We start from the raw sequence: 19,282 nt of genomic DNA, 5'->3' as shown, positions 1-19,282 counted from the left end.
CGATGAGAACCAGCAAGCGCGACCGCATCCTCGACGCCGCCGTCAACGTGATCAATCGTGACGGCGTGCGTGCGGTGACCTTCGAGTCGGTGGCGGCCGAGGCCCAGCTGACCCGCGGTGGCCTGCTGTACCACTTCCCCTCGCGCGAGGCGCTGCTGCGCGGCATCGACGAGCATCTGGTGCAGGCATGGGAAGCGTCGATGGAAGCGCTGCTGGGCAAGCGCGCGGATGAGGCCACCGCGCTGGAGCGCCACCAGACCTTCGTGCGGGTGTCGGCGCAGAGCGCCACCCGTGCCGAGCTGATGTTCATGCTCGAATCGGCCGACCCGGATGCCGATGAGCGCCCGTGGGGCCCGGCGGTACGACGCTGGGCGCCGTTGCCGCCTTCACCCGGGCAGGACGACCCGGCCGCGCTGGACAATTTCGTGGCGCGGCTGGCGGCCGATGGCCTGTGGATCTACGAAGCGATGTACGAAGGGCAGCTGGATGAAAGCGTGCGTGCCCAGGTGGCCGAACGCATCGCCGGGTTGCTGGCGAAGTCCGATGGGGCGGCCAGCTAGGCCATCGGCCATCGCGCGAGCATTGCTCTTGGTAGAGCCGACCGCTGGTCGGCTGCCCTTCGGCCAGGCCACGAACGCGCCGACATCACCCGTGGTAGAGCCGACCGCTGGTCGGCTGCTCTTCGGCCAGGCCACGAAACCCCCGCGCTTCGCGCGATAGTCGACCAGCGGTCGACTCTACCCCTTACCCATTTACCCAGCCTGCGCCGCGCTCGCGGCCAACCACGCCCGTGGCGACGCCCCCAGCCGCTTGCGGAAGGCCTTCGACAACGACGCGGTATCGGCAAACCCCACCTCGATGGCGACCTGCTTGACCGCCACACCCGCACGCAGCTGCGCGCAGGCCAGGCTCAGCCGCCAGTCCAGCAGGTAGCTCGCGGGTGTCGCCTGCATCACCTCCTTGAACACTGCCGCGAAGGCGCTGCGCGACATGCCGGCGGTGGCCGCCATTCGCGGCAGCGTCCATTCGTGCTGTGGCGCCTGGTGCATTGCGACCAGCGTGCGCGCCAGCCTTGCATCGGACAGGCCGCGCATCAGCCCATGGCTGACACCCGCCGCATCCGGGTGATCGACCACCCAGCGCAGGATCTGGATCAACGCCACTTCGAACAGGCGGTTGGTCAGCAGCCGTGAACCACAGCGTTGGCGATCAGCCTCGGCAAACAGCAGGTGCAGGGTGTCGTCCAGTTCGCTGATCGCAGCCAGCGGCACCACCATCACCGGCGGCAGTGACTGCACGATCGGATTGCGCGCACCACCATCGAAATCCAGCGTGGCGCAGGTGAAATCCGGTCCCTCCAGCGGCGCGTTGTGGAACACGTGGTGCAGCGGCTGCGGGTACAGCAGCAGGCTGGGGCTGTCGATCTTCAGTCGTGGCAGTGCGGTATCGCCATCGGGATGGCGGACCTCCATCTCGCCCTGGCGAAGGATGTGCAGGAACGCGCGCCCGGGCTGCGGCGCGAACACGTGCCGCCCACACAGCGGGCCGCTGTGGAACAGCGCGGCCTGTACGCGGAAACGTTCAAGCAGCGAGGACAGGCGGTCAGGCGCGGAGGTATCCGTCTGGGTTGTAGAAGCGTTCATGGACGAATGGACAATACAAGCGGCCGATATGGCCTGATATGTCCATGGAGTCTACCTAGGATGGCCGGGTCGTCCAATCCCGGGCGCTTTCCCAAGGAGATCCACCATGTCCCGTGTCCCCCTGATCGATGCATCCGCCACCACCGCCGACCGCCAGGCCCTGCTGGGCCAGGTGCATGCCGCCTTCGGTGCCACTCCGGCGATGTTCCGTGCCGTGGCCAATTCTCCGGCCGCGCTGCAGAGCATGTGGGGGGCGTTCGGCGCGCTGGGCGCTGGCCGCCTGTCACCTTTGCTGGGCGAGCAGATCGCCGTGGCCATCGCCAACCGCAATGCCTGCGAGTACTGCCTGGCCGCACACACCGCGCTGGGTCGCAAGGCCGGCGCCAGTGGCGAACAGATGGCCGCCGCACAGATCGGCCAGTCCAGCGATCCGGCCACGGCCGCCGCACTGGACTTCGCACTGAAAGTGGTCGAGCAGCGCGCACAGATCACCGATGGCGATGTGCAGGCGCTGCGCGCGGCGGGTTTCGACGATGAGCTGATCGTTGAAATCCTCGCCCATGTGGCACTCAACCTGTTCACCAACTACGTCAACGTAGCGTTCGACGTGCCGGTGGATTTCCCGAAGGTGGCGCTGCGCTGAGGTGACGTCCGGCCCTTCGGTAGGGTCGACCGCTGGTCGACTGCGTTTCGTTCAGTTGGCGAAAAGCCCGCGCTGCGCGCGTTAGTCGACCAGCGGTCGACTCTACCGAGCTGGTTCGTCGGCCTGCAGCCGCTCCGGATGGGTGTACACATTGAACCCGTTCTCGCGCGCGAACCCGACCAGGCACAGCCCGGCGCTGCGGGCCAGGTCGATCGCCAGCGCGGTCGGCGCCGACACCGCGGCCAGTACGCTGGCGCCGGCGCGCACCGCCTTGCTGACCATCTCGTAGCTGGCGCGGCTGGAGATCACCAGCAGGCCGCCGTCGATGACGTGTTCGTTGTGGTGCAGCGCGCCGATCAGCTTGTCCAGCGCATTGTGCCGCCCGACATCCTCGCGCACCCAACCAATCCGGCCGCTGGCGTCGGCCCAGGCCGCAGCATGGGTGGAACCACTGACTTCGTTCATCGGCTGGTGCTGCGACAGGGTGGCCAATGCCCGTTGCAGCGCGGCATGCGGATAGGTGCGGCGTCCGTGGATCTGCGGCAGCGGACGCAGTACGTCCTCCAGCTGGCGGGTGCCGCACAGGCCACAGCCGCCACGGCCGGGCAGCAGGCGCCCGTTGGCCGGGTCCAGATCGGAGCCGGGTGCGTCGTCGGTCACCGTCATCTGCAGCTCGATGCCCTCCAGCTGGGGCCGCACATCGATGGTCAACAGCTGCGAAGGCGCGGTGATCAACCCTTCGCTGAGCGAGAAGCCCAGCGCGAAGTCCTCCAGGTCACACGGGGTGGCCATCATTACCGCGAAGGCGGCGCCGTTGTAGCGCAGCGCGACCGGCACTTCCTCGGCCACCACGTCGACCTGCTGCTGTTGCCCCTCGCTGCGCCAGCGCTGCATCGGGCGCTGGGCCGTGCCGGCAGGCGGGGTGTGCGGCGGGGTCGAGTCAGGCATGCAGCGCATCCGGGCAAGGGAGAAACGCAGGTGGTGGACCACCCACGGCATCGAGAATAGCGCAGTGGCCGAGCGCTGACGCGGCGGTAACCGTTGTCATGAAACGCTTCGCTGCAATCGGTTCCAGCCTCTGGCGCAGCCGCATGGACCGTGTTTGACTGTAGGGCTTGGCGAGCGGCCGAAAGGCAGCACGCCCGCACTCCGCGCCGTTCTGTTGTTGCGTTCCTCCCGCCAGGTTCCCGAACATGTCCGAGCAGAAGCCGCCGCGCTACAAGCCCTACAACCAGCCGGCCGGTGGCTGGGGTGCCGCCGGCGCCACCGCCAAGGTGCTGCTGCAGCAGAGCGTGATCGGCAAGGGCTCGAAGGCGCTGCTGGCGATGAACCAGCCGGGCGGCTTCAAGTGCCCGAGCTGTGCGTTTCCCGATGCCGACGAGCGCAGGAAGCTGGAATTCTGCGAGAACGGCGCCAAGGCGCTGGCCTGGGAAGCCACCCAGTTCCGTGCCGGTCGTGAGCTGTTTGCGCAGCACACCGTCACCGAGCTGATGGCGCAGACCGACTACTGGCTGGAGATGCAGGGCCGGCTGACCGAGCCGATGCGCTACGACGCGGCCACCGATCACTATGTGCCGTGCAGCTGGGACGATGCCTTCGCGCTGATCGGCCGCCACCTGCAGGCGCTGGACAGCCCGCACCAGGCCGAGTTCTATACCTCCGGCCGCACGCCCAACGAAGCGGCGTTCCTGTACTCGATCTTCGTGCGCGAGTTCGGCACCAACAATTTCCCGGACTGCTCGAACATGTGCCACGAGCCGACCAGCCGAGGCCTGCCGCCGGCCATCGGCGTGGGCAAGGGCACCATCGTGCTGCAGGACTTCGAGCACGCCGAGGCGATCTTCGTGATCGGCCAGAACACCGGCACCAATTCGCCGCGGATGATGAGCAACCTGGTCGAGGCGCGCAAACGTGGCATCCCGATCGTGGCGGTCAATCCGATGCCCGAGCGCGGGCTGATCCGCTTCGCCGAGCCGCAGGACGTGGTGCAGATGGCCACGCTGGGTTCGACCGAGATCAGCAGCGAGTTCGTGCACATCCGCATCGGCGGCGACCTGGCGCTGATCAAGGGCATGATGAGGGTGATGTTTGAACGTGAGGCGCAGGGCGAGCGTGTGCTCGACCACGACTTCCTGGCCGAACACACCGTGGGCCTGGATGCGCTGCGCGACGATGTGATGGCGCAGGACTGGGACGATCTCGTTCGCGTTTCCGGCATCTCCGAAGCGCAGATCCGCCGCTGTGCGGAGATCTACATCCGCTCCAACGCCACCGTGATCTGTTACGGCATGGGCCTGACCCAGCACCAGTACGGCTCGCGCCTGCTGCAGCAGGTGGCCAACCTGCTGATGCTGCGCGGCAACTTCGGCAAGCCCGGTGCCGGCATCGGGCCGATCCGCGGCCACTCCAACGTGCAGGGTGACCGCACCGTCGGCATCGACGAGAAGCCCAAGCCGGCCTACCTGGACCGCGTGCAGCAGGTGTTCGGCTTCGACCCGCCGCGTGAGCACGGCCACCATGTGGTCGAGTCGATCGAAGCGATGCTGGATGGCAGCGCCAAGGTGTTCATCGGCCTGGGTGGCAATTTCATCCATGCCGTGCCCGACACGCCGCGTGCCTATGAGGCGATGCGCGGCCTGGAGCTGACCGTCGGCATCGCCACCAAACTCAATCGCGGGCATCTGGTGCATGGCCGCGATGCGTTGATCCTGCCGGTGGTGGCGCGCTCGGAACGTATCGTGACACCGGCCGGCGAGCAGTTCGTCACCATCGAGGATGCGATGTCGAACGTGACCGCATCACGCGGTGTGCTGGAACCGGTCAGTACCGAGGTGCTGCCCGAGGTCGAGATCGTCTGCCGCATGGCGATGGCAACGCTGCCTGGCAGCAAGGTCGACTGGGCCGCGTGCATGCACGACTACACCCCCATCCGCGACCTGATCGCAGCGGTGTACCCGGAGATCTACACCGGCTTCAACCAGCGCATCCAGCAGCCGCACGGCTTCCATCTGGATATTCCGCCGCGCCGCCGGGTGTGGCCCACCCCCAATGGCAAGGCCAACATCCTGGTGATGCCCGGCCTGGACGTGGACGAGCCGGTGGATGACCCCGAGATGCTGCGGCTGGCCACGGTGCGCTCGCACGACCAGTACAACACCACCATCTACAGCTACAACGACCGCTACCGCGGCGTGTACAACGATCGCATGGTGCTGTTCATGAACATCGAGGACCGGCTGGCGCGTGGGCTGCAGAAGGAGGCGCAGGTCAGCCTGGAGACGATCAGCCGCGATGGCGTGAGCCGGCGCATCGATGGCCTGACCGTACTGGACTACCCGATGCCGCGCGGCGCGCTGGCCGGCTACTACCCCGAACTGAATCCACTGTTGCCGCTGGACTACTACGACCGCATCAGCGGCACCCCGGCGGCCAAGTCGATTCCGGTAAGGATGCGTGCGATGGCGGCGGCGACGGCCTGATGCGCGCATCGGCTATCATCGACGCGTGAACCTGCCTGGCCTGCTGCTGCGATGGATGCTGCTTGTTGCCCTGGCGCTGAATGCACCGGCGCTGGCGCTTGCGTCGTTGCCGGATGCATCGGTGCCTACAGCAGGGCATTGCGTCGCCCCGCATTCCACTGCCATGGACGGATGCTGCGACGAAGCGGCATCAACGCTCTGCGCAAGCGGTGAGTGCGAATGCCCACCGGCCTGCCTGGGCATGCTGGCCACGTTGAATGGAACGCCCGCGTCGCCCTGGCGCGAGGCGCCTCCCCCCGCCAGCGCACGGCAACATGCGCCGCCGCCTTTGCCGGACCCGTTGCGGCCACCCATCGGTTGATTCCTGCAGGCGCGCAAGCGCCTGCCATGGCTGCTCATTCTACTTACGACCCTGCCTGCGCCATTGATGCGCCGGTGGCGGGCTGTACTGCCCGCATCTGCAAAGGAATCAACCCATGAACCGTTCTCTCTCCCTCGGCCTGCTGCTGGGCACTGTGCTTGCCACCGCCGCCTGCGCACGCGCTGCTGAAGACGCCAGCGCTGCGTCGCCTGCAGGGCAGGCCCCGGCGGCGCCCATCAAGGCCGGCCCGGCCACGATCGATCCCGCACTGCCCATCGCTGTCGTGCACAAGACCGCCAGCTGCGGATGCTGCGGCATCTGGGTCGACCACCTGAAGGCCGAAGGCTTCCAGGTGGAGGTGCGCGATACCGATGACATGAACCCGATCAAGGTCCGGCTGGGTGTGCCGGTGGGCAAGGGCTCCTGCCATACCGCCGAGATCGGCGGCTACGTGGTCGAAGGGCACGTGCCCGCCGAGGACATCAAGCGCCTGCTGGCCGAGCGCCCGGCGGCGCGCGGTCTGGTGCTGCCGGGCATGCCGGCCGGTTCGCCGGGTATGGAAATGCCGGATGGCTACGTACAGCCGTATACCGTCGAGCTGGTGCGCACCGATGGCAGCATCGAGGCGTTCGCCGAGCATGGGCAGGGCGGCTGACAGTCAGTGGCGGTGCCGGTCGGTCTGACCGGCACCATTCCACGCGACCTGTGTAGAGCCGAGTCCACGCTCGGCTTGCTCTTTGTAGAGTCGAGCTGTGCTCGACTGTTCTTCGCTTCAGTCGAGCAAGCTCGACTCTACGGAATCAACGGGCGCGGGCTGTTTCCTTGGCCAGCTGCGCGTTGAACTTCGCCTCGGCGTCATCCGCGTAGGCCTTGCAGGTCAGTGCGTTGGCACCTGCCTTGCTGCCGGCGGCATAGTCCCAGTGGCTGGCGCCCGGGTGTGGCGTCAGCAGCAGGTCGCAGGGCAGCCCGCGCACGGTGGCGAAGCTGCGCGTGTAGTCCTCGATCAGGCGCGGATAGCGGGCGTTGCCACGCAGCTGGTAGCCCGGCGCGCTCAGGCTGTCGGCGTAGGCGATGCGCACCGGCTTGCCGTCGCGCGTGTCGGTCCAGGTCCAGGCCGTGCTGCCCGGGGTGTGCCCGGGCATGAAGTGTGCGGTGAAGGCGATGCCGCCCACGGTGACCACCTCGCCATCCATGACGATGCGGTCGGTGCTGGCCGGCGGATAGGTGATGTCATCACCGAAGTGCAGGTCATCACTGCCGCCGCGTGCCAGCAGGACTGCCGATTCTGCGTTGGCCACCACGCGCGCTCCGGTACGGCGCTTCAGTTCCGCCACCGGGCCGGCGTGGTCGGCATGTGCATGGCTGAGCAGGATCAGCCGCAGGTCCTGCGCTGCCACGCCGCGTGCCTTCAGGTTGTCCAGCAGGTGGCCGGCCATCTGTGGCATGCCGCCGTCCAGCAGCACCGCACCTTCGCTGGTCTGTACCAGCAGCGCGGTCAGGCTCTCGGTGCCGATCTGCCAGGTGTGGTCGGCAATCTGCAGCGGCGCCATCGGCTGCAGCCAGGACGCATCCACGGTGTATGCCCGCAGCTGTGGCAGCGGTGTTTCGGCGGCCACCGCGTAGGCAGCCGGCAGTGCAGCAGCGAGGGTGAGGGCGAGCAGGGAAGAGCGCATGGTCCAGGTCCGCTTGAAGGAGGCCCAGAAACTAGCACGGGCCTCCTTCATCGCGTTCCGCATAGTTTTCATGGCTCCCATAAGGGCGCCATGGATCAGTAGCGGTACTGCCAGCCCAGCGTCAGCACCCGCCCACGGCCGGAGAAGTAACTCGGGTTCGACGGCGTGGTCTGCGAGTAGTAGCTGATGTACTGCCTGTTGGCGAGGTTCTGCACGCCAAGCGTGAAGCTATGCTTGTCCAGCGCATAGCGCGCAACCAGGTCCATGGTGGTGTAGCCCTTGAACTCGGCTACCCGCGCGCCCTGCAGGTCGAAGTCGCGGTCGAATGCGCGGCTGGCCTGCAGGCGCGTGCTCAGCTGCGGCGTCCAGTTCTGCTCCCAGAACGCGGTCAGCCGGTTCGGCGCGATGTTGACGCCGGCCAGATCGCTGTCGAGGCGGCCATCGAGGTTGGCGTCGTAGCGACCGTTGGCGCGTGCGTAGCCCAGGCCGAGGCGGCTGTCGCCCAGGCGCAGGCGCAGGTTGGTCTCGAAGCCTTCCACCCGGGTGGCCTGGCGCTGCACGGCGTAGGCATCGATGCCCGGGTCGTAGACCAGCACCGAGCCGAGTTTGGATTCGGAGGTGTAGTAGGCGACGTCGCCGCTGAAGCGGCCATCGTCGTACTCCAGCCCGATTTCGCGGTTGTCCGACACCACCGGGGACAGATCGATCAGGCTGTCCACGCGCTGGCCGTCACGGTTGATCGCGCGCAGCACGCGGCCGACGTCGGCCACCGTGTAACCCTCCGAGTAAGAGGCGTACGCATTGAGGCGATCATTGATGTACCAGACCGCGCCGAAGTTGGGCAGGGTCTCGCTCATGGTCGGCTTGCCGCCGGCCACCCTGCGTGCGCCGTAACGCGGCAGGGTGGTGTAGTCGCCCACTTCCAGCTCGCCCTTTTCGTAGCGCAGGCCACCGGACAGCATCAGGTGGTCGGTCGGCCACCAATGCAGCTGCAGCAGCGGCGACAGGCTCTGGTAGGTGGTCTGCGGTACCCAGTTCATGCCACTGGCCAGCAGCACCTGGTGGGTGCGGTCACGCAGGCCGTCCAGGCCCAGGGTCACGTCCAGCGTGGTGTCGGCGATGCGGGTCCAGCTCTGGGTCAGCTTGAAGCCGCGCTTGTCCGATTCGTTCTGGGTCTGGTCCCAGGCAGCGTTGGCGCCAGTGTTGCCCCACGGGTCCCACTGGCTGGCGCCATAGCGGCCTTCGAAATCGACCGCGAAGGCCTGCGCCTGGAAGCGGCCACCGAGCAGGTCGGCAGCGCTGTAGTCCAGGGTCAGCGAGCGCGAGCGGTTCATCGGCGGCTCCAGCGGCGTGTCACCGCGCACCGAAATCGTCGGCCGGCCGGTGCGGTAATCACCGTTGATCGCCAGGTAGTTGTCCAGCCCGCGCAGTTCGTAGCGGTTGGCCATCAGCTGCAGGCGATGGCCCTCGGCAATGGTCCAGCCCAGCTTGGCGAACACGTTCGACGAGGTCGAATCCATCAGCTCGCCCTGCGCATTGGTGCCGATCGAATGGCCCTCGCCATCATGGAACAGGCCCTGCTTCTCATAGGCCAGGCCGGCGACCAGGTCGAACTGCTCGCCGCGCACACCGACCAGCGCAGAACCGCGCTGGCCACTGTCATCGCGGCGGCTGGGCAGGGCGCTGCTGTAGTTGATGTTGGTGTCGAGCAGGAACGCACCGGGCTCGCTGGGCGCGCTGCGGGTGATGATGTTGACGATGCCGCCGGTGCCACCGATGCCCTGCAGCGCGTTGGCACCATGGATGACCTCGATGCGTTCGATCATCGCCGGGTCGATGGTGTGCGAGTCACGCGAGCCATCGCGCAGCGGCGTCGACTGCGGTACGCCATCGACCATGTACAGGATGCCGCGGCCACGCATCGTTTCGCCGTAGTTGGACATCTTCTCGCGCGCCGGCGCAAAGGCCGGAATCTGCGAGGACAGCACGCGCGAGACGTCCGAACCCAGCGCCAGCTGCTGCGCGATGTCTTCGCGGGTCAGCACGGTGATGGTGTTGGGCATGGCGGTCTCGCCCTGCGGCATGCGCGCGGTCGAGGCCGATACCGTGACGCGGGCCAGTGAGGTCGGTGTCGCAGCCGCAGGCGCGCGCGCCGGGGCATTGGCCTTTGCCGGCGCTGGCGCTGCCGCGGCGCTGACCACGAAGACGCCCGGCGAACGTTCCTGCAGGGCCAGGCCCTGTCCCGCCAACAGCCGCTGCAGGGCGTCGCGCGGGGTGTAGCGGCCATCCAGCGCCGGGGCCGTGCGGCCGCTCACGCTGTCGGCGGCGAACAGCAGCTGGATGCCACTCTGCCGCGCCAGCGTGTTGAGCGAGGCCTGCAGTGGGCCGGCGGGCAGATGCAGCTCCATCGGCGCAGGCGCGGCGGCCTGCGCGGCGGCGGGCAGGGCAGCGCAGAGGCAGGCGGCGAGCAGGGAGGGAGCCAGCCGACGCAGTGCGGCGGGCGAAACAGGGCGGGTCATTCGGGGGTCCTTCGGAGGGGTTCACGCACCTGCCGGATGGGACGGCGCACAACCCACCCTTGCGAAGGCGATCAATGGCGATCAATCGCGCCTGCGCAGGTGCAGGCTGCCATCGGCGGCGGCGTGCACCTGTACCGGCAGGATCTCCGGCAGCAGTGCCACGGCGGTGTCGGCGCGGTCGGCGTCGAACACGCCGGACACCTGCAGCGGGCCCAGCGTGGGGTCATCCAGCACGATCGGACGATCGTGATAGCGCTGCAGGATACGCAGCACCTCCGCCAGCGGCAGCCGATCGAACTGCAGCCGCCCGGTGGTCCAGTCGGCCGGGTCGGTGTCGATCGCCTCGGGCGGAGAGATCGACCCCGGCTGCGCCAGCAGGCGCTGGCCGGGCTCCAGGCGCTGCTCGGCATCGCTGCCCTCGGCGCGTACCCCCACCTCGCCGCGCCACAGGGTCACTTCGCTCAGATCGCCCTGGCGATCCACATCGAACACCGTGCCGTAGTTGCGCACGCGTACCGGTCCGGCATCGACCTCGAAGCGTCGCCATGCCGAATGCTGTACCTGGAAGCGGGCGCGCCCCTGGATCAACACCACCTGCCGTGAACGCAGGTGGCGACGCACCTGCAAGTGGGTGCCGGCATCGAGCAGCAGGTGGCTGCCGTCGGCCAGATCGAGTGCGCGGCGTTCGCCTGCCGCCGTGCGATGGTCCTGCACCTGCCAGGCCGGATCGACCAGCAACAGCGCGCCGGCCATCAGCGCCAGTGCGGGCAGCACGACCTTGGCGGCACGGCCGCCGCGACGACGCTGCAGCGTTTTCGGGTCCGGCAGCGGAAAGCGTTCCTTCAGCGCATCGCGATGCTGGTCGAGCAGTTCATCGGTGCTGGGAGGCTGCGACGGCTGCGGCCGCGTGGGAGGCCCAGGTGTACGCCTCATCGCTGCCCGGCCTGCTGGCGGCAGTCGGCCATGGCCAGGCGCAGGTGGCGTTCCACCGCCTTCAGGCCGATACCCATCCGCAGCGCGACCTCGGCCTGGGGCAGTGCGTGGATCTTGTGCAGGATGAACACCTGCTGGCGCCGGCACGGCATGCGCTCGATGGTCGCGCTCAATTGCTGAAGCGCCTGCAGGCCCTGGGCCTGCTGCTCGGGCCCGGGCCGGGGGCAGGCATCGTCCGGCAGCTCGGCGCGTGCTTCCACCCAGTGCCGGCGCAGATCCTCGGCGCGGCAGCGATCAACCGCCGCGTCATGCGCGATCCGGCGCAGCAGCGCGATCGGCTGCCGTGCATCGTGCAGCGGCGGGCGCTCCAGCAGGCGCACGCAGACGTCGTGCACCACCTCGCGGGCCAGTCCGGGCGAGCGGAAGCGGCGGCGCAGGTAGTCCACCAGTTCCTCGTAGTGGCGCGCCAGCGAAGACACCAGCGGCAGTGCAGGTGGGTGAGGCGAGGGCAGCTGGGACATCCGGACCGGCAACAGGGGCGAGGGGCGGCTGCAGGGAGGGCATCCCTGCACGATGACGCAATACTAATGGGAACCGTTCGCGTTTGCCATGTCCCGGCAGCCATTGATTGTTCGCAGCGGCTGGAAGGTGAAACCACGATCATCGGCTGGAGCGCAGAATCGGCCCGGGCTAGCCTGCCAGCAGGCTCAAGGAGATCGTTACATGCATGTGCTTCTGGTGATCACCGCTGGCGTCCTGCTGCTGGGCGTGTTCCTGCTGTTCGGCCGGCTCTGGAGCGTGGGCAGCTCGCAGCTGCCTGCCGCGCTGATCGCGTTCATCGCCACCTGGCTGCTGGTCTCGGTGGCCAACATGTGGATAGGGGTCAGCGAGGCCGGCTACAGCGTGCGCGAGGAACTGCCGATCCTGCTGCTGGTGTTCGCCGTGCCGGCACTGCTGGCGGGCCTGCTGTACTGGCGCCTGGCACGCTGAAGACCCGCCATGAGCACCCGACTGCGCCTGCCCGCGCTGCGCCATCGCGATGGCCACCATGCCCGCGTGACCTACGAAGAACTGTTCTTCGACCTGGTCTACGTGTTTGCGGTCACCCAGCTCAGCCACCACCTGCTGCACCACCTTGATCTGGCCGGCGTGCTGCAGACCCTGGTGCTCTGGTTCGCGGTCTGGCTGGGCTGGCAGTACGCCTGCTGGGTCAGCAACTGGTTCGACCCGCAGGCGCCGCGCATCCGCGGCCTGCTGTTTGCCACCATGCTGCTGGCGCTACTGATGTCCTCGTCCATTCCCGAGGCCTTTGCCGACCGGGCCTGGATGTTCGCGGGGGCCTACGCCACGATGCAGGTGGGGCGCACGGCTTTCGTCCTGTTCGAGGTCGGTCGTAACCATCCGCTGGCGCCCAACTTCCGCCGCATGCTGGCCTGGGTCAGCGTTTCGGCGTGCTTCTGGCTGGCCGGTGCCGCAGCCGATGGCTCTCTGCGGTTGGCGTTGTGGGCGGTGGCGGTGGCCTGCGAGTACATCTCGCCGATGTTCGGCTTCGCGTTCCCGGGCATGGGCCGTTCGCACACTCGTGACTGGACCATCGAGGGCGGGCATCTGGCCGAGCGCTGCCAGCTGTTCGTCATCGTGGCGTTGGGCGAAACCCTGCTGGCCACCGGCGGCGTGCTCAGTGAAGTCGAGCACTGGAGCGGGGAAGTGGTCTCGGCCGTGCTGGCCACGTTCGCCGGCACGATCGCCATGTGGTGGCTGTACTTCGGCATCTCCAGCCGCGATGCCACCGAGGCCATCACCCATGCCGAAGACCCCGGGCGGATGGGCGCCAACTTCCATTACGTGCATGCCTTGCTGATCGCCGGCATCATCGCCACGGCGGTGGGCAACGACCTGGTGATGGACCATCCGGGTGCAGCCGTCAGCACGGTGTACGCCACCGTGATGGTGGCCGGGCCGTTGATCTATCTGCTGGGCAGCGCCCTGTACAAGCGCGTGGTCTATGGACACGCGCCGCGCTCGCACCTGTTCGGTGCCGTGGCGTTGGGCGTACTGGGCGTACTGTTGCCGCAGACCCCTCTGCTGGCTGCCGGCTGGCTGACCAGCGCGGTCCTGCTGGCGGTGGGGCTGATGGATACACGCATGAAGCATCGCCTGCAGCGCACCTGATCCACACCGGGTACGGCACGAAGGGTGTGGACTCGGACCTGGCCATCCGCACCCTGATCGTGGCGGCGGTGATCCTGCCGCTGGTGGTGGTCACCGGCAAGCGGTCCAACCCGCTGCTGCTGCCGGGGCGCACCCAGCTGTTCCTGGTGCTCTCCGCCCTGGCAACCGGCGCCTCATGGCTGTTCTACTTCCGCGCGCTGCAGAGTGGCGAACTGGCCAAGGTCGCGGTGGTCGACAAGGTCAGCGTCGTGCTGGTGGTCGTGCTGGCCACCCGGAAATAGCGCAAGCGGAATGCTGTTCGACGCTGCCGATCCGCTCTGCCGTGCTGCCTGGTCAGGGCGAGCCCGCCTGCAAGCGGTCGTACATCCGCACCAGGTCGACCAGGGTGCGCGCGCCCATCTTGCGCATCACCTGTGCACGGCGCACCTTCACCGTGATCTCGCTGACCGCGAGGTCGCCGGCGATCTGCTTGTTGAGACGCCCGCGCACCACGCCATCGACCACCTCGCGCTCGCCGGCATTGAGCGTGTTCCAGCGCTGCTGCAGGGCATCGAGTGCCTCGCCGTCGCGGCGGCGCTGGCGATCGATCTCGATGCCCTTGTGGATCGCATCCAGCAGTTCCTGGTCACGGAACGGCTTGGTCAGGAATTCGATGGCGCCGTCCTTGATCGCGTTCACGCCCATCGCGATATCGCCGTGGCCGGTGATGAATACCACCGGCAGCTGCAGGCCATGGGTGCCCATGCTGCGATGGAACTCCAGCCCGCTCTGGCCGGGCATGCGAACATCCAGCACCAGGCAGGCCGGTGCATCTTCCAGTTCGTGGTCCAGGAACGCCTGGGTAGAGGCGAAGGCCCTTACCTGCAGTCCCATCGACGCCAACAGATCTTCAAGCGCCGCGCGCACCGAGGGGTCGTCGTCGATCACGTAGACGATCGGTGCCGGATCGGCAGCAGGGGCAGTGGGCTTACGCATGAGGGACATCCGTGGCGATGGGCAGGTCGAAGACGAAGCAGGCCCCACCGCCGCTCGGGCGCTCGGCGCGGATCTGGCCGTCGTTGGCTTCGATGATCGAACGGCTGAGGCTGAGGCCGAGGCCAAGACCGTGTGACTTGGTGGTCCAGAACGCATCGAACACACGCTCGGGATGGTCGGCGGGGAGGCCGACACCGCGATCGCGCACACTGAGGCTGATCCGCGCGCCATCGCGCTGGGTCAGCAGGGACAGGCGCCTGTCAGCGGCAGGCACCGCTTCCATCGCGTCCACCGCATTGAGGATCAGGTTGCCGATCACCTGCTGTACCTGTACGCGGTCGGCCTGCACCGGTGGCAGGTCGGCATCCAGCAGCAACGCCACCGCCACGCCATGCCGATCCAGCTCGCTGCGTGACAGTGCCAGCATTTCTTCCACTGCCTGGTTCAGATCGAAGGCGCGACGCTCCGGCGCGGCACCCTGGGTCAGGCCGCGGATGCGCGCGATCACGTCGCCGGCGCGGTGCGCATCGGCCAGGATGCGGGCCACGGTCTGCCGTGCCTTGTCCACGTTCGGCGGGTCCTGCGCCAGCCAGCGCTGGCAGGCCTCGGCACTGCTGGCGATGGCCGCCAGCGGCTGGTTCACCTCGTGCGCGATGGAGGTGGTCAGCTCGCCTACGGTTGACGCGCGCGCGACCCGCAGCAATCGTCCCTGGGCCTCCTGCACCGCCGCCTTGGCCGCTTCCATGTTCAGGGCCAGATAGGTGGTGATGCCGATCACCAGCATGCCGATCACCGAATTGACCAGGCCGATACGGTAGGTGCCGAAGCGGGTCAGGAAGAAGCTCAGAGCGGTCAGCGCGATGCAGGCAAGGGCCAGCGTGATCAGCCCACGGGCGGCCAGCACGCGCGAGGCGGCCAGGATGACCGCCGCGTAGAAACACGCCGCTGCAACGGCGTAGTCGGTGACGGTGTCGATCAGGAAGATCGCCGCCATCACGACGATCAGGGCCAGCAGCACCAGCGGGCGATGGGGCGACAGCGATGGCATCGGGACAGCTCCCTGGCGTTGGCGGAGAGGATAGCAAAGCGGGCATGGGTCGGTTGCCGACCGGTAGTGCCGGCCGCTGGCCGGCATCTGCATGGTGCCTCTGGAGATCATGAGGTTGTCGGCCAGCGGCCGGCACTACCGCAGCGGCGGGCATGGCATCTGATGGTTTGTGCCGACCAACGGTCGGCACCTACCGAAGCAGGGTGCGAAGGCAGGATGTGCTGGCTGCGGGTGGGTGCCGACCGTTGGTCGGCACGACCCCGAGTAGCCCGCCGAGCTACTCCTCCAGGCTGGCGTTCCAGAATCCCTGCAGTACGCCAGGCGTGGTCGCCAGCGTTGCCAGCACGGCATCCAGTTCGCCGGCATCGACCGTGGTGGCGTACAGCACTGCTTCAATCTCCACATCGCGTTCGCCAAACGGCCGCTGGTCCACCGCGCGTACCGGGTACTGCGCCTGCTCAAGCAGCAGCAACAGCTGGTCAAGCACCTCGGCCTGCTGCTCGCGCTGGCAGACCACGTTGATCGCATAGGTCGCCTCGCTGAAGGCTTCCGGCAGCGGCTGCCGCTGGATGCGGTTCACCACCGGTCGCAACAGCGTGTTGGCGGCCAGCACGAAGATCGCGGCCATCACCGCTTCCGGCAGCAGCTTGATGCCGGCGCACGCACCCACCGCCGCCGAGCCCCACAGGGTGGCGGCGGTGTTCAGGCCGGACACCTGCGCGCCGTCCTTCATGATCGCGCCGGCACCGAGAAAGCCGACGCCGGAAATCACATAGGCCACCACATGCAGCGGCGACGGCGGCCCGCCGTACAGGTCATGGAAGCGCACGGCCAGGTCGACGAACACCGCCGCGCCTACCGCCACCAGCGTGTTGGTGCGCAGCCCGGCGGTGCGCTGGCGCAGTTGCCGTTCCAGGCCGATCGCGGTGCCCAGCACGAAGGCCACCGTCAGGCTGATCAGCGAGCTCAGGGTGGCGCCGGCGTTGAACGCCGGCAGGTTCGGATTGATGTCGAGCATCCATTTCTCCCTGGACAAGGCGGCCGGCGCTTACTGCCAGCCGTAGCGACGGATGTAGAACTTCTTCAGCGCGGTGGTCAGCACCGCATAGCCGAACAGGATCGCCACCAGGAACGGCCAGTAGCCGGCCGGCAGGGCCTGCAGCTTGAAGTAGCCGGCCAGCGGGCTCATCGGCAGGGCCACGCCGATGGCCATGATCAGGCCGGTCATCAGCAGCAGCGGAGGCGCGGCGATGCTCTGCAGGAACGGCACCTTCGGCGTACGGATCATGTGCACGATCAGGGTCTGGGTCAGCAGGCCGACCACGAACCAGCCGGACTGGAACAGGCCCTGGTCGGCAGGCGTGCGTGCATCGAACACGTACCACATCAAGGCGAAGCAGGTCAGGTCGAAGATCGAGCTGATCGGCCCGAAGAACACCATGAAGCGGCCGATGTCGCCCGGGTTCCACTTCAGCGGCTTGCGTACCAGTTCCTCGTCCACGTTGTCGAACGGAATGGCAATCTGCGAGATGTCGTACAGCAGGTTCTGCACCAGCAGCTGCAATGGCAGCATCGGCAGGAACGGCAGGAAGGCCGACGCCACCAGCACCGAAAACACGTTGCCAAAGTTGGAACTGGCGGTCATGCGGATGTACTTGAGCATGTTGTTGAAGGTGCGCCGGCCCTGGATGACGCCTTCCTCCAGCACCATCAGGTTCTTCTCCAGCAGGATGATGTCGGCGGCCTCCTTGGCGATGTCCACCGCGCTGTCCACGCTGATGCCGATGTCGGCCGCACGCAGCGCGGGCGCATCATTGATGCCGTCGCCAAGGAAGCCGACCACCTTGCCCTGTGCGCGCAGCTCGCGCACCAGGCGCTCCTTGTGCAGCGGCGTCAGCCGGGCGAACACGCGATGGTGATGCAGCGCCCGCGACAGTGCGCCATCATCCATGCGCTCGATCTGCGGGCCGGTCAGGATCGTGTCCGCGTCCAGCCCGACCTGGGCGCAGACGCGGGCGGTGACCAGTTCGTTGTCGCCGGTGAATACCTTCACCTCCACGCCATGCGCGGCCAACGCCTGCAGTGCCTGCGCGGCGGACTCCTTCGGCGGGTCTAGGAAGGCCACGTAGCCGACCAGGGTCAGGTCGCACTCGTCGGCCTGCGAGTAGGCGGTCCGGCTGGCCGCGGTTTCCTTCATCGCCACCGCCACCACGCGCAGGCCCTGTTCGTTCAGTTCCTCGGTGGTCTGCCGCACGCGCGCCAAGCGCGCGTCATCCAGCGGCATGTCCTGGCCGTTCTCGCGCACGGTGCTGCATACCGCCAGCATCTCCTCCACTGCGCCCTTGCAGATCAGCTCGTGATGATCCTCGCGCTCGGACACCACCACCGACATGCGGCGGCGCTCGAAGTCGAACGGGATTTCGTCCACCTTGTGGTAGTCCTGCGACAGCCGCAGCGAGCTCTGCAGCTCCACGTGCTCCAGCACCGCGCGGTCGAGCAGGTTGATCAGCCCGGTCTGGAAGTGGCTGTTGAGGTAGGCAAACGCCAGCACGTCCTCCGAATCGTGACCGAACACGTCGGTATGGCGTTCCAGCGCGATCTTGTCCTGGGTGAGGGTGCCGGTCTTGTCGGTGCACAGCACTTCCATCGCGCCGAAGTTCTGGATCGCGTCCAGGCGCTTGACGATCACCTTGCGCCGCGACAGCAGCACCGCACCCTTGGCCAGGGTGGAGGTGACGATCATCGGCAGCATTTCCGGGGTCAGCCCCACTGCCACCGACAGTGCGAACAGGAACGCCTCGGTCCAGTCGCCCTTGGTCCAGCCGTTGATCAGCAGCACGAACGGCACCATCACCAGCGCGAAGCGGATCAGCAGCCAGCTGACGCTGTTGACGCCGGCCTGGAATGCGGTGGGTGCACGGTCGGTGGCGGTGCTGCGCTGGGCCAGGGTGCCGAAGTAGGTGCGGTTGCCGGTCGCCAGAACGATGGCGGTGGCGGTGCCGGACACCACGTTGGTGCCCATGAACAGCAGGTTGTGCTGCTCCAGCAGGCCGGCCAGGCCATCGCCCGGGTGCGCGAACTTCTCCACCGGCAGCGATTCACCGGTCATCGCCGCCTGCGCCACGAACAGGTCCTTGGCGGTCAGCACTCGGCAGTCGGCCGGAATCATGTCGCCGGCCGACAGCACGATGTGGTCACCGGGCACCAGTTCGCGGATCGGCAGGTCCAGCAGGCGCGCCGGGCGGCGGCTGTGCAGGTGTGCACCGAAGTACTGGTCGGCCACGTCGGCGGCCTCGGTACCTGGATTGCGGCGCAGCACCCGCGCCGTGTTGCCGACCAGGGCCTTCAGGCGTTCGGCCGCGCGGTTGGAGCGGCCCTCCTGCACGAAGCGGATCAGCGTGGACAGCAGCACCATCGCGCCGATCACGATCGTCGCCTTGAGGTCTTCGGTCAGCCAGGACACCGCCGCCAGCACGGTCAGCAGCAGGTTGAACGGGTTGCGGTAGCACTGCCACAGGTGGCGCCACCACGGCAGTGGCTTTTCGTGATCAACCTCGTTGGGGCCGAGCGTGGCCAGTCGCTCCCCGGCTTCGTGCGGGCTGAGGCCATCGGCATGCGAATCCAGCGTGGCCAGCAGCTCGGCTTCCGGCTGCTGGGCCAGGGTGACCAGGCCGGTGGTAAGCGCGAACGGCGCCGCTTCGGCGCTGCCCGGGCCGAAGCCAGCTTCGGGCATCGCACGGCGGCGGAACAGGTTGCCTGCGCGACGGCTGCGCAGGAAGGCGTTGAACCAGGCGTTGAGCAGGCTCATGGGACTCTCCTCGAATGTCAGAGCCGGC

At 67.6% G+C, this 19,282-nt stretch carries 16 protein-coding genes and 1 pseudogene; 7 read left to right on the top strand and 10 right to left on the bottom strand.

The features are described 5' to 3' along the window. The first annotated feature begins 2 nt into the window (after positions 1-2). On the top strand, positions 3-560 hold the full coding sequence (locus N5C18_RS14515; protein WP_279944883.1) for a TetR/AcrR family transcriptional regulator: 558 nt from the start codon (positions 3-5) through the stop codon (positions 558-560). Positions 561-752: 192 nt separating this feature from the next. On the opposite strand, the gene N5C18_RS14510 is transcribed toward N5C18_RS14515, so the two are convergent. Then, on the bottom strand, positions 753-1,643 hold the full coding sequence (locus N5C18_RS14510; protein WP_164241008.1) for an AraC family transcriptional regulator: 891 nt from the start codon (positions 1,641-1,643) through the stop codon (positions 753-755). A 106-nt stretch (positions 1,644-1,749) separates the two neighbouring features. Between N5C18_RS14510 and N5C18_RS14505 the strand changes: the two genes are divergently transcribed. After that, on the top strand, positions 1,750-2,286 hold the full coding sequence (locus N5C18_RS14505; RefSeq protein WP_006448228.1) for a carboxymuconolactone decarboxylase family protein: 537 nt from the start codon (positions 1,750-1,752) through the stop codon (positions 2,284-2,286). 102 nt (positions 2,287-2,388) lie between these two features. Here N5C18_RS14505 and fdhD read toward each other — a convergent pair whose 3' ends face one another. Continuing rightward, positions 2,389-3,234 (bottom strand): formate dehydrogenase accessory sulfurtransferase FdhD, encoded by an 846-nt coding sequence (gene fdhD / locus N5C18_RS14500; protein WP_279944882.1) that lies wholly within the window; start codon positions 3,232-3,234, stop codon positions 2,389-2,391. 245 nt (positions 3,235-3,479) lie between these two features. On the opposite strand from fdhD, the gene N5C18_RS14495 reads away from it, so the two are divergent. Together N5C18_RS14495 and N5C18_RS14490 are read left to right on the top strand one after the other, a co-directional pair. Beyond that, positions 3,480-5,765 (top strand): FdhF/YdeP family oxidoreductase, encoded by a 2,286-nt coding sequence (locus tag N5C18_RS14495; protein WP_279944881.1) that lies wholly within the window; start codon positions 3,480-3,482, stop codon positions 5,763-5,765. A gap of 476 nt (positions 5,766-6,241) precedes the next feature. Beyond that, a complete protein-coding gene (locus N5C18_RS14490) occupies positions 6,242-6,781 on the top strand; it encodes a DUF411 domain-containing protein (RefSeq protein ID WP_279944880.1) in 540 nt (179 codons plus the stop codon). Positions 6,782-6,926: 145 nt separating this feature from the next. Here N5C18_RS14490 and blaL1 read toward each other — a convergent pair whose 3' ends face one another. The 4 genes from blaL1 to N5C18_RS14470 all read right to left on the bottom strand — a co-directional run bounded on the left by blaL1 (position 6,927) and on the right by N5C18_RS14470 (position 11,772). Then, positions 6,927-7,799, bottom strand: coding sequence for a L1 family subclass B3 metallo-beta-lactamase (gene blaL1, locus N5C18_RS14485; protein ID WP_279944879.1), 873 nt, complete (start codon positions 7,797-7,799; stop codon positions 6,927-6,929). A 95-nt stretch (positions 7,800-7,894) separates the two neighbouring features. After that, entirely contained in the window at positions 7,895-10,318 is a 2,424-nt protein-coding gene (locus N5C18_RS14480) for a TonB-dependent receptor (protein WP_279944878.1), read from the bottom strand. Between the two features lie 81 nt (positions 10,319-10,399). Continuing rightward, a complete protein-coding gene (locus N5C18_RS14475; protein ID WP_279944877.1) occupies positions 10,400-11,251 on the bottom strand; it encodes a FecR domain-containing protein in 852 nt (283 codons plus the stop codon). After that, positions 11,248-11,772, bottom strand: coding sequence for an RNA polymerase sigma factor (locus N5C18_RS14470; protein WP_164241017.1), 525 nt, complete (start codon positions 11,770-11,772; stop codon positions 11,248-11,250). The genes N5C18_RS14475 and N5C18_RS14470 overlap by 4 nt, the downstream gene beginning before the upstream one ends. 202 nt (positions 11,773-11,974) lie before the next feature. On the opposite strand from N5C18_RS14470, the gene N5C18_RS14465 reads away from it, so the two are divergent. From N5C18_RS14465 to N5C18_RS14455, 3 genes and pseudogenes are all read left to right on the top strand, one after another. Beyond that, positions 11,975-12,241 carry a hypothetical protein gene (locus tag N5C18_RS14465; RefSeq protein WP_279944876.1) on the top strand — a complete coding sequence of 89 codons (267 nt, stop codon included), beginning with the start codon at positions 11,975-11,977 and terminating at the stop codon, positions 12,239-12,241. A 9-nt stretch (positions 12,242-12,250) separates the two neighbouring features. Beyond that, entirely contained in the window at positions 12,251-13,423 is a 1,173-nt protein-coding gene (locus N5C18_RS14460; protein ID WP_279944875.1) for a low temperature requirement protein A, read from the top strand. Between the two features lie 20 nt (positions 13,424-13,443). Further along, positions 13,444-13,692 (top strand): annotated as a pseudogene (locus N5C18_RS14455) (EamA family transporter); the annotation flags it as partial. Positions 13,693-13,756: 64 nt separating this feature from the next. Here the strand turns inward: N5C18_RS14455 and N5C18_RS14450 are convergent. The 4 genes from N5C18_RS14450 to mgtA all read right to left on the bottom strand — a co-directional run bounded on the left by N5C18_RS14450 (position 13,757) and on the right by mgtA (position 19,254). After that, a complete protein-coding gene (locus N5C18_RS14450) occupies positions 13,757-14,398 on the bottom strand; it encodes a response regulator (RefSeq protein WP_279944874.1) in 642 nt (213 codons plus the stop codon). Continuing rightward, a complete protein-coding gene (locus tag N5C18_RS14445) occupies positions 14,391-15,446 on the bottom strand; it encodes an ATP-binding protein (RefSeq protein WP_279944873.1) in 1,056 nt (351 codons plus the stop codon). The genes N5C18_RS14450 and N5C18_RS14445 overlap by 8 nt, the downstream gene beginning before the upstream one ends. Before the next feature lie 277 nt (positions 15,447-15,723). Further along, positions 15,724-16,464, bottom strand: a complete 741-nt coding sequence (locus N5C18_RS14440; protein WP_164086398.1) for an MgtC/SapB family protein — start codon at positions 16,462-16,464, stop codon at positions 15,724-15,726. A gap of 30 nt (positions 16,465-16,494) precedes the next feature. Then, positions 16,495-19,254, bottom strand: coding sequence for a magnesium-translocating P-type ATPase (gene mgtA / locus N5C18_RS14435; RefSeq protein WP_279944872.1), 2,760 nt, complete (start codon positions 19,252-19,254; stop codon positions 16,495-16,497). Positions 19,255-19,282: the final 28 nt, after the last annotated feature.

The organism is Stenotrophomonas sp. GD03930, assembly GCF_029839665.1.
Taxonomy (GTDB): Bacteria; Pseudomonadota; Gammaproteobacteria; order Xanthomonadales; family Xanthomonadaceae; genus Stenotrophomonas; species Stenotrophomonas forensis.
The sequence above is the reverse complement of the archived record's forward strand: the minus strand, read 5'-3'. Positions and strand labels throughout refer to the sequence as shown.